The organism is Stenotrophomonas sp. STEN018, assembly GCF_056760235.1.
Genome location: NZ_JBRREK010000051.1, coordinates 21,398 through 30,185, shown reverse-complemented (window position 1 = coordinate 30,185; position 8,788 = coordinate 21,398). Strand labels below are relative to the sequence as shown.

The following is an 8,788-nucleotide window of genomic DNA, read 5'->3' as shown; positions in this document are numbered from 1 at the left end:
GGCTCTACCGGGAAATCCAACAGGTAGTGGGGGGGGCGCGGAGGGCGGGGGGGCGCGCAGCAAGCCAAAAAACCCCACGATAAAACAAAAAAAGAGGGGGGGGGGCGGGGGGGGGGCCGGCGCCGGGGGGGCGCACGCGGCCACCCCCCCGCCCCCCCCCCCCCCCCCCCCCCCCCCCCCACTACCGGTCATCTCTCAGGTATTACCCTCACCACCGGCCAACACACGGTGCCAGCCTTCCACGCCGAGCTGGTCCAGCGTGGCGATGTTGCGCTCGACAATCACGTCCGGGTCGGGGAACGCAGCCACCGCACGCTCAACGCTGTCTTCGCGCAGCAGGTGCAGGGTGGGGTAGGGCGAACGGTTGGTGTAATTGCTCACATCATCGGGTGCAGCACCGGCGAACTGGTACTGCGGGTGGAAGCTGGCCACCTGCAGGATGCCCTGCAGATCCAACGCTTCCACTGCCGCATCGGCGTTTTCCAGAAAATCGTTGTAGTCCAGGAAATCTCCGAGAACTTCCGGGTGGATGATCAGCGTGGTGTCGACCTGCTCAACCGGAGTGTCGCGCAATAGCAGCAGCTCTTCGGCCAGCTGCTCCAGCAGCGCCTCCGGTGTGGTCGCATCGCTGAGCACGAAGCGCACCTGCTGCTTGACGTAAACCGCCTTGGCGAACGGGCACAGGTTCAATCCGATCACCGCTTTTTCCAGCCAGTTGCGGGTGACGGCGATGGGATCGATGGCGGCTTCTTCGTTCATGGCTGGCTCGTTCATGGCTGGAGCTTGGGCTGGCAGGGCAGGCGATTGTAGTGGTCATCGGCGTTGGCTGCCGTCGTGCTGTCATCGCGATGGCGTTCACTGTGCACAAACTGGACACCGTGCATTGTTGAAATTCCCATGCTTTCAGCGGCTTGCAAGGATCTCGCCGAAGGCTAATAGGCAGTTGCCGGGCGCAGGTATTCAATGTCGGCACAGACCACGCTAGGAGTACAGGCAATGGCAGAACAGGCGTTTCTTCCCCCCGCGTTATGGGCGGGCAAGCAATTTGATGGTCAATGGCAGGCCGGTGCCAGCCAGCAGGATGTGATCGAGCCGGCCACCGGCAAGGTACTCGGCAGCATCGCGATGGCAGACCCGGCGCAGATTGCGCGCTCGGCTGCTGTCGCCGCCAAGGCGCAGCGCGACTGGGCCAATGCGCCCTATGAAACCCGCGCACAGGTGTTGCGCCGCGCCGCGCAGTTGGCCGACGAACACGCCGCCGAGATCATCGACTGGTTGGTGCGTGAGTCCGGTTCGACCAAGCTCAAGGCAGGCTTTGAGAACAAGGTAAGCACCAAGGCCTTGCAGGAAGCCGCAGCGTTGCCCTCGCGCAGTGTTGGCGAGATCCTGCCGTCCTCGTCGGGGCGGCTCAATCTGGCACGCCGCCGCCCGCTGGGCGTGGTCGGAGTGATCTCCCCATTCAACTTCCCCTTGTACCTGGCCATGCGCGCGGTAGCGCCGGCGCTGGCGCTGGGCAACGCGGTGGTGCTCAAGCCCGATCCGCGCACGGCGGTATGCGGTGGTTTCGTGATCGCACGCCTGTTTGAACTGGCCGGATTGCCGGCGGGTGTACTGCACGTGCTGCCCGGTGATGGCGTAGCAGGTGCGGCGCTGACCAGCGATCCCAATATCGCCATGATCCAGTTCACCGGTTCCACCGCTGCGGGTCGCAAGGTCGGCGAAGCAGCTGGCCGGCATCTGAAGAAAGTGTCGTTGGAGCTCGGCGGCAAGAACGCGCTGATCGTGCTCGACGATGCCGATATCGATCTGGCCATCGCCAATACCGCCTGGGGCGTCTATCTGCATCAGGGGCAGATCTGCATGGCCACTGGCCGTGTGCTGGTTCAACGCGGCATCTATGCGCAGTTCCTGGAGAAGCTCATCGCCAAGGCGCAGTCGCTGACCGTTGGCGACCCAGCCCAGGCTGATGTTGCGCTAGGCCCATTGATCAACGCACAGCAGCGCGACCATGCCGCGCGCGTGGTGGCCGAGGCTGCAGCAGCCGGCGCAACGCTGGAAACCGGCGGCACCTATCAGGATCTGTTCTTCGAACCGACCGTGCTCAGCGGCGTGGACAAGACCAATCCCGCCTTCCGTGCGGAGATATTTGCACCGGTGGCGGTGGTGGTGCCGTTCGACAGCGATGAAGAGGCTGCAGCGCTGGCCAACGACACCGAGTACGGCCTGTCGATGGCCATCGTCTCCAGCAATGTCGACCGTGCCTTGAAGCTGGGTGAGCAACTGCACACCGGCATCCTGCATATCAACGACCAGACCGTGAATGACGAGGTCATCAATCCGTTTGGCGGTGTTGGCGCCTCCGGCAATGGCAGCAGCATCGGCGGCCCGGCCAACATCGAAGAGTTCACCCAATGGCAATGGCTGACCATCAAAGGCGAAGCCCCGGCCTATCCACTCTGAACAGGAGAAACTCATGAGTGCATCTGCAGAACTGCGTGATATCACCGTGGCGGTGGCGCGCGAGAAGGAAAAGCCGTTCACCATCGAGAAGGCGCGCATCCGTGGTCCCAAGGATGACGAAGTACTGGTCCGCGTCGTTGCGACGGGCCTGTGCCACACCGACCTGATCGTGCGTGACCAGTACTACCCGGTGCCGCTGCCGGCGGTGCTCGGGCATGAAGGGGCGGGCGTGATCGAAGCGCTGGGTCCGGGCGTCAAGGATCTGAAGGTAGGCGACCATGTGGTGCTCACCTACGGTGCCTGCGGTCACTGCGATCCCTGCAGCGGTGGCCATGGTGCCTACTGCAAGGATTTCTTCGGCCTGAATTTTGGCGGTGGCGAACTCGATGGCAGTACCGCCATCCAGGATCCGCACGGCCAGCCACTGCACGATCACTTCTTCGCCCAGTCCTCGTTTGCGACCTATGCGCTTAGCCGCGAGAACAATGCGATCAAGGTGCCTGAGGATGCACCTCTGGAACTGCTGGGCCCGCTGGGCTGCGGCATCCAGACCGGTGCCGGTGCGGTGATCAATTCGCTCAAGGTGCGCGCCGGCAGCAGCTTTGCCGCTTATGGCGCGGGTGCGGTCGGCCTGAGTGCGGTGATGGCCGCACGTGTGGCCGGTGCCACCACCATCATCGCCATCGACGTGGTGCCGTCGCGGTTGGAATTGGCCAAGGAGCTGGGTGCCACGCATACGATCAACAGCCGCGAGGTGGACGTGATCGAGGCGGTGCGCGCCATCACCGCTGGTGGCGTTGATTTCGCGCTGGAATCCACCGGTCGTACGGAGGTATTGGAGCAGGGCATCGAAGCGTTGGGCGGGTTGGGCGTGATCGGCGTGGTGGGTGCGCCCAAGCTGGGGGTCAAGGCCGCGTTCGACGTCAACAACCTGCTGCTGGGTGGCCGCAGCATCCGCGGCATCGTTGAAGGTGACAGTGTGCCCAAGGTGTTCATTCCGCAGCTGGTACAGCTGTACCAGCAGGGCCGCTTCCCGTTCGACAAGCTGGTCAGATTCTATCCGTTGGAACAGATCAACCAGGCCGCAGAAGACAGCCTCAAGGGCATCACCTTGAAGCCGGTGCTCAAGATCGGTTGATGGAACAAACCGTCGCGGGCTGTTCTGGCCCGCGATGGCGATCCAGTCAGCGAACGGGGTGTAGGCTGGGCGCAGTTGTCTGGAGGACGCCCATGGCCGACACGCTCGTGCAGCAGAAACGTCTTGCAGCGGCGCGACAGCGCTTTGCCGAAGGTGGCAGCCTTCCCGCGCAACTGCTGTCACCCGCACTGCTGCGCTCCTGGGAGCGCTCACGACAAGCGGGCGTGCGTCCACAGCAGGCACCGCAGTACTCTTCGTTGGCGAAACGCCAGATACGTCTGGATGATCCGGCCGATCGCCTGTTGGCGCGCTGTGCGCGTCAGGACATGGACGATCTCTGGGCGGCATTCGGTGGCCGTCGTTGGACCCTGTTCTGCGTCAATCGTGATGGCCTGATCATCGCCCAGCGCGAACATGGCCTGGGCGACGAGGCGATATTGCGGCCGATCCAGGTCGGCCGGCGCGTGCGCGAAATCGAGATCGGCACCACCGCGCCGTCCTGCGCACTGGCCGAAGATGCACCGGCGGTGGTGCGCGGCAACGAGCACTATCTTGATGGATTCTCCGAGGTCTATTGCCTGAGCGTGCCGCTGCATGGCGCCGATGGCGAAGTGCTGGGGGCGCTGGATATCACCGGCATCGGTGAACGCGATAGCGAACTGCTGCGCTGTCATTTCCGTCAGGCAGCGTTGTCGATCGAGAACCAGTTGATCCAGCAGCTGCGTGATTGCCATCTGCTGGCGCTGCAGCACGACGCGCGCTGGTTGGGTACGCCGCTGCAAGGGGTGCTGGCGGTGGACGAGGACGGCATACTGCGGGCCGCCAACAGCGTGGCGCGGCGCATCCTTGGCCTGCCGCGTAGCGGGTTGTTGTCGTTGCTGACACTGGATGGCGTGTTCGCCGAGGCCAGCGTGCACCAGCGCCGTCGCCTGTTGCAGGCCGGACCGGTGCATCGGGTGCCGCTGCATGCGGACAGTGCCTTGCAGGTGCAGTATCTGCGTGGGCCGGTGCGCTCGCGTGCCAGTACCCAGGCCGTTGCGGTGGCAGCGACGAGTTCGCTACGCACCCAAGGTGCACAGGCGGTACGTGAAGCGGTGGCTGCGCATGCTGGCAATCTCAGCGCGGCGGCACGTCAGCTGGGTATTTCGCGCACCACGCTGTACCGCAAGTTGCAGCAGGCCGGTTGAGCCTGCTGCAACAGGTTTATTGCAGCAGGGTTTACATCAGTCGCGGAAGTTGTCGAACTGCAGCGGCTGTTCGAAGTCGTCCTTCTTCAGCAGCGCCATCACTTCTTGCAGATCGTCACGCTTCTTGCCGTTGACGCGCAGCTTGTCACCGTTGATCTGGGTGTCGACCTTGATCTTGGATTCCTTGATCTTGGCGGCGATCTGCTTGGCCAGCTTCTGCTCGATGCCCTGCTTGACCGTCACCTGCTGGCGCGCGCCACCCAGATTGGTCTCGATGTCGCCGAACTCCATGCAACGGAAATCGATACTGCGCGCGGCCAGGCGCTGCTTGAGGATGTCGGCCATCTGCTTGAGCTGGAAATCGGTAGGCGCGGTGAGCTTGATCAGCTTCTCGCCGTCCTGCTCGAAGCTCGCGGCCACACCCTTGAAATCGAAGCGGGTGGACAGCTCGCGGTTGGCCTGGTCGATGGCGTTGGTCAGCTCGTGCTTGTCAACTTCGGATACGACGTCAAAAGAAGGCATGGGGCCTGCTCCAATCAGAAAACAGCCGCCATTCTAGGCGATTGGCGGGGAGGGGATGGCGCGCGCGGATGCTTCTTCCCTGTCTGCGCATGCTGCTGGGCGGCCATCGCTGTCTTCCTCACAACCCCAGCCGCAGCTTCACCTCAGCCGCAATCCGCGTGGTCTCACGCAGTGGTTCAACTGCAAGGCTCAGATCAGCATCCAATGCCGCCAGCCCATCCAACAATCGCCCACGCTCCCGCAAGGCCTGCTGGAAGCGCGCCATCCGTTCCTGCGCGCGTGTACCCAGCAGCACCCCAACCGGCACGCGGGTGGCGCAGGCTTCGGACAACAGATTGACCGAGTCCGGCGTGCAGACAATGCGGTCGGCCCAGCCCAGCAGGCCGGCATAGGGATTGGAGCCGTCGCCGCCATCGGCCCAGATCACCCCAGGCACGTCGTCGAAGGCGCGCAGCAGGGCGGCCGTCACCGCGCGCGGGGTACGCCGTGAGGTAGTGGCCAGCACGCTGCCGCCGTCGGCGCGGATGCGCGCGGCCAGCTGCTGGAACAATGGCTGGATGTCGCTGTCCTGCCACGGCGCGTGGTCGGTAGGGCCGCCCACCAGCAAGGCGGTACGCGGCCCCGGCAGCTGCTCGAAGCTGGAGAACGCGGCCCGGCCCCAGGCCAGCCAGTCATCGCTGACCGGGTTGAGGCTGCCCAGCAGGGTGAGCACGTTGTCCGCGCGCAGGCGGTCGTGCTCGGGCACCACCAGCAGGTCCCAGTGGCGCGGGGAAATACGTGGGTCGAGGATCTGCACGGTGCGGCTGCCGCGTTGGCGCAGCACCCGCAATGCGCCAGCGGCCTGCCGGCCACAGCCAATCGCCAGCGCCGGTGCGCTGCTGGCCAACTGCGCGAACTGCGGTCCAAAACCGCGCGCAGCGCCCGGCAGCAGGCGCGGCGCCAGCCAGCGCCAGGGTGCCTGCGGCTGCAACTGCAAGCGTTGCTGGCCGCCAAGGCCCAGCGCAGACGCCAGCGCCACCGCCTGGCGCACATTGCCGGCGCGGCCGTCGGTGATCGTCCAGGGGAGCGTCGATCGTTTCGCGTATGGCATTAATTCGTTTCAAAAAGGCTGGGTGTTGCAACAGCCAGAGGGCTCTACACTGCGACCTCTGATCGGCGTGTCATTGTCCCGGGCTGACCGGTGCAATGTCACGACCGTAGCCAATTCATCACGGAGTTTCCATGTCCGACATCTTCAACGATGCCGCGCTTGACCAGCTGTTCCGCACCGCCCGCACCCAGAACACGTTCCAGGACCGCCCGGTTGAGGACAGCCAGCTGCGTGCCCTGTACGACCTGCTGAAGTGGGCGCCCACCTCCGCCAATGCCAGCCCGGCGCGCTTTGTGTTCGTCAAATCGGCCGAAGCCAAGCAGAAGCTGGCGCCGGCGCTGTCCGAGGGCAACCTGGCCAAGACCCTGGCCGCCCCGGTCACGGTGATCGTTGGTTTCGATCTGGACTTCCACGAGAAGCTGCCCTACCTGTTCCCCCACACCGACGCCAAGGCCTGGTTTGACGGCCCGCGCGAAGGCCGCCATGAGGCTGCGTTCCGCAACGGCAGCCTGCAGGGTGCCTATCTGATCCTGGCCGCGCGCGCGCTGGGCCTGGATGCAGGCCCGATGTCGGGCTTCGACCCGGCCAAGGTGGATGAAGCGTTTTTTGCCGGCACCGCCATCAAGTCCAATTTCCTCGTCAATCTGGGCTATGGCGACCCGTCCGGCATCTTCCCGCGCTTGCCGCGGCTTTCCTTCGACGAAGCCGCGCGCATTGCCTGATTGTTGAAGTGTTCCACACGGCCTCCGTCACACCGGCTGACGCCGTGCTTGTTGAAACTGACCCTGTTCTGTCTATCACCTCCAAGGAGAGATCCATGTCCGCTATGACCAAGTTGCTGCTCCCGCTGGCCCTGGCCGCTGCCATCACCGCCTGCTCCAAGCCGGCCGACACCGCTGCCCCGGCTGCCGCACCGGCCGAAACCGCCGCTGCTCCGGCTGACGCCGCTGCAGCTGCCCCGGCCGCCCCGGAAGCCGCTGCGATCCAGATCGCCGCCGGCACCTATAAGCTCGACCCGACCCACACCGACGTGCTGGTGCAGTGGAGCCACATGGGCTTCTCCAACCCGAGCGCGCACTTCGGCAACGCTGACGGCACCCTTGTGTACGACGCCGCTGACGTTGGCAAGTCGAGCGTGGAAGTGACCCTGCCGCTGAGCGGCTTGAACAGCTTCACCGCCAAGTTCGACGAGCACCTGCGCAGCGCCGATTTCTTTGACGCCGCCAAGTTCCCGACCGCCACCTTCAAGAGCACCAAGGTGGAAGCAGCCGGCACCAACAAGCTGACCGTGACCGGCGACCTGACCGTCAAGGGCATCACCAAGCCGGTGGTGTTGGACGTGACCGTCAACGGTGCCGGTGAGCACCCGATGGCCAAGGTGCCGTCGGTTGGCTTCGACGCCACCACCACCATCAAGCGCAGCGATTTCGGCGTGGGCGCCTATGCCCCGGCCGTCAGCGACGACGTCAAGATCCGCATCACCACCGAAGCCTCGATCCCGAAGGCCGAGGAAGCAGCCGCCAAGTAATCGCGCCAGCGCTTACTTCGCAGCACGCAACAAACGCAAAGGCCCGCCATTGGCGGGCCTTTGTCGTTCGGGCGCTCGGACTCTTTGACTCTCTGGCTGCTGTGCCTTTTGTGGGAGCGGTGTAAGCCGCGAAGCAGATACATCGTCAGCTGGCACGGGTTCCAATATCTTCGGCAACTCTAGCTTCGCGGCTTACGCCGCTCCCACAAACGAGCGCTCAACCAATCCGCACTGGCATTCCGGCAAGCCGCACATGTATGGCCAACTGCCGCAGATAGCCGCCCGCTGCACACAGCAGCGCATTGCCAACAGGCTTCAACATGCGCCTACTCCAGCGCTCATGGAAACACCGCGCATACGGCAGCAGCACATCCGAAAAGATCACCATCAGCTGCGCGGAGAAAAGCGCGAGCAACACTTCCAGCCCCAATGCATCCAGCACAGGCACCAAGGTAGCCAGTTCCGGGTTGGAGACGATGCACAGAATTACGACGGTGGTAAGCAAGGCGGCCGCTCGGCCGCGCCAGTTGCGAGTCTTCATTCGTCGAACCATAGCAAGTAGCAGCCGTGGTTGATGACTGAGGCCTGGCCTGCGCTACTGGCGAGAATCGGTGCGGCGCGGGTTCACCGATTCGAGCAGGTACCCGGTAGCTGGGGAATGTGGCGCGGCGGGGGGACAGCTTGCTCATGGCCTCGCTCATCCAACCGCACCTTGCCAACGCCAGCCACCGCCTCGGCAACGGACGGAACCGGTTCCTCTCCTGCCAGCTGCCTCGCCAGCTCGACATTGGCGATGTGCCCATGCATGAACAGCAGATCGGCGTAAACGCTCATTTCCTTGCTCCTTGTTGAGAGGATTTGAG

The 8,788-nt window shown here is 64.2% G+C and carries 10 protein-coding genes; 5 read left to right on the top strand and 5 right to left on the bottom strand.

The genetic code is table 11. The annotated features are described in order from the left end of the window. Positions 1 to 195: 195 nt before the first annotated feature. Positions 196 to 759 carry a DUF1415 domain-containing protein gene (locus ACVOMB_RS17020; RefSeq protein ID WP_481532257.1) on the bottom strand — a complete coding sequence of 188 codons (564 nt, stop codon included), beginning with the start codon at positions 757 to 759 and terminating at the stop codon, positions 196 to 198. 237 nt (positions 760 to 996) lie between these two features. On the opposite strand from ACVOMB_RS17020, the gene ACVOMB_RS17015 reads away from it, so the two are divergent. The 3 genes from ACVOMB_RS17015 (at position 997) to ACVOMB_RS17005 (ending at position 4,785) form a co-directional block, all read left to right on the top strand. Continuing rightward, positions 997 to 2,460: a benzaldehyde dehydrogenase gene (locus ACVOMB_RS17015; protein WP_481532259.1), complete on the top strand. Its 1,464-nt coding sequence runs from the start codon at positions 997 to 999 to the stop codon at positions 2,458 to 2,460. Between the two features lie 13 nt (positions 2,461 to 2,473). Then, positions 2,474 to 3,598: an NAD(P)-dependent alcohol dehydrogenase gene (locus tag ACVOMB_RS17010; protein WP_481532256.1), complete on the top strand. Its 1,125-nt coding sequence runs from the start codon at positions 2,474 to 2,476 to the stop codon at positions 3,596 to 3,598. A gap of 92 nt (positions 3,599 to 3,690) precedes the next feature. Beyond that, positions 3,691 to 4,785, top strand: a complete 1,095-nt coding sequence (locus ACVOMB_RS17005) for a helix-turn-helix domain-containing protein (RefSeq protein ID WP_481532255.1) — start codon at positions 3,691 to 3,693, stop codon at positions 4,783 to 4,785. Positions 4,786 to 4,821: 36 nt separating this feature from the next. Here the strand turns inward: ACVOMB_RS17005 and ACVOMB_RS17000 are convergent, their stop codons facing one another. After that, positions 4,822 to 5,307 (bottom strand): YajQ family cyclic di-GMP-binding protein, encoded by a 486-nt coding sequence (locus ACVOMB_RS17000; protein WP_057626773.1) that lies wholly within the window; start codon positions 5,305 to 5,307, stop codon positions 4,822 to 4,824. A 118-nt stretch (positions 5,308 to 5,425) separates the two neighbouring features. Next, positions 5,426 to 6,397 carry a mitochondrial fission ELM1 family protein gene (locus tag ACVOMB_RS16995; RefSeq protein WP_481532254.1) on the bottom strand — a complete coding sequence of 324 codons (972 nt, stop codon included), beginning with the start codon at positions 6,395 to 6,397 and terminating at the stop codon, positions 5,426 to 5,428. 131 nt (positions 6,398 to 6,528) lie between these two features. Here ACVOMB_RS16995 and ACVOMB_RS16990 point away from each other — a divergent pair, with 131 nt between their 5' ends. Both ACVOMB_RS16990 and ACVOMB_RS16985 read left to right on the top strand, forming a co-directional pair. After that, positions 6,529 to 7,119: a malonic semialdehyde reductase gene (locus ACVOMB_RS16990; protein WP_481532253.1), complete on the top strand. Its 591-nt coding sequence runs from the start codon at positions 6,529 to 6,531 to the stop codon at positions 7,117 to 7,119. Positions 7,120 to 7,214: 95 nt separating this feature from the next. Beyond that, on the top strand, positions 7,215 to 7,925 hold the full coding sequence (locus tag ACVOMB_RS16985; RefSeq protein ID WP_282272291.1) for a YceI family protein: 711 nt from the start codon (positions 7,215 to 7,217) through the stop codon (positions 7,923 to 7,925). Between the two features lie 217 nt (positions 7,926 to 8,142). Here the strand turns inward: ACVOMB_RS16985 and ACVOMB_RS16980 are convergent, their stop codons facing one another. After that, positions 8,143 to 8,466: a hypothetical protein gene (locus tag ACVOMB_RS16980; RefSeq protein ID WP_481532252.1), complete on the bottom strand. Its 324-nt coding sequence runs from the start codon at positions 8,464 to 8,466 to the stop codon at positions 8,143 to 8,145. An 83-nt stretch (positions 8,467 to 8,549) separates the two neighbouring features. After that, positions 8,550 to 8,759 carry a hypothetical protein gene (locus ACVOMB_RS16975; RefSeq protein ID WP_481532251.1) on the bottom strand — a complete coding sequence of 70 codons (210 nt, stop codon included), beginning with the start codon at positions 8,757 to 8,759 and terminating at the stop codon, positions 8,550 to 8,552. Between the last annotated feature and the right edge of the window lie 29 nt (positions 8,760 to 8,788).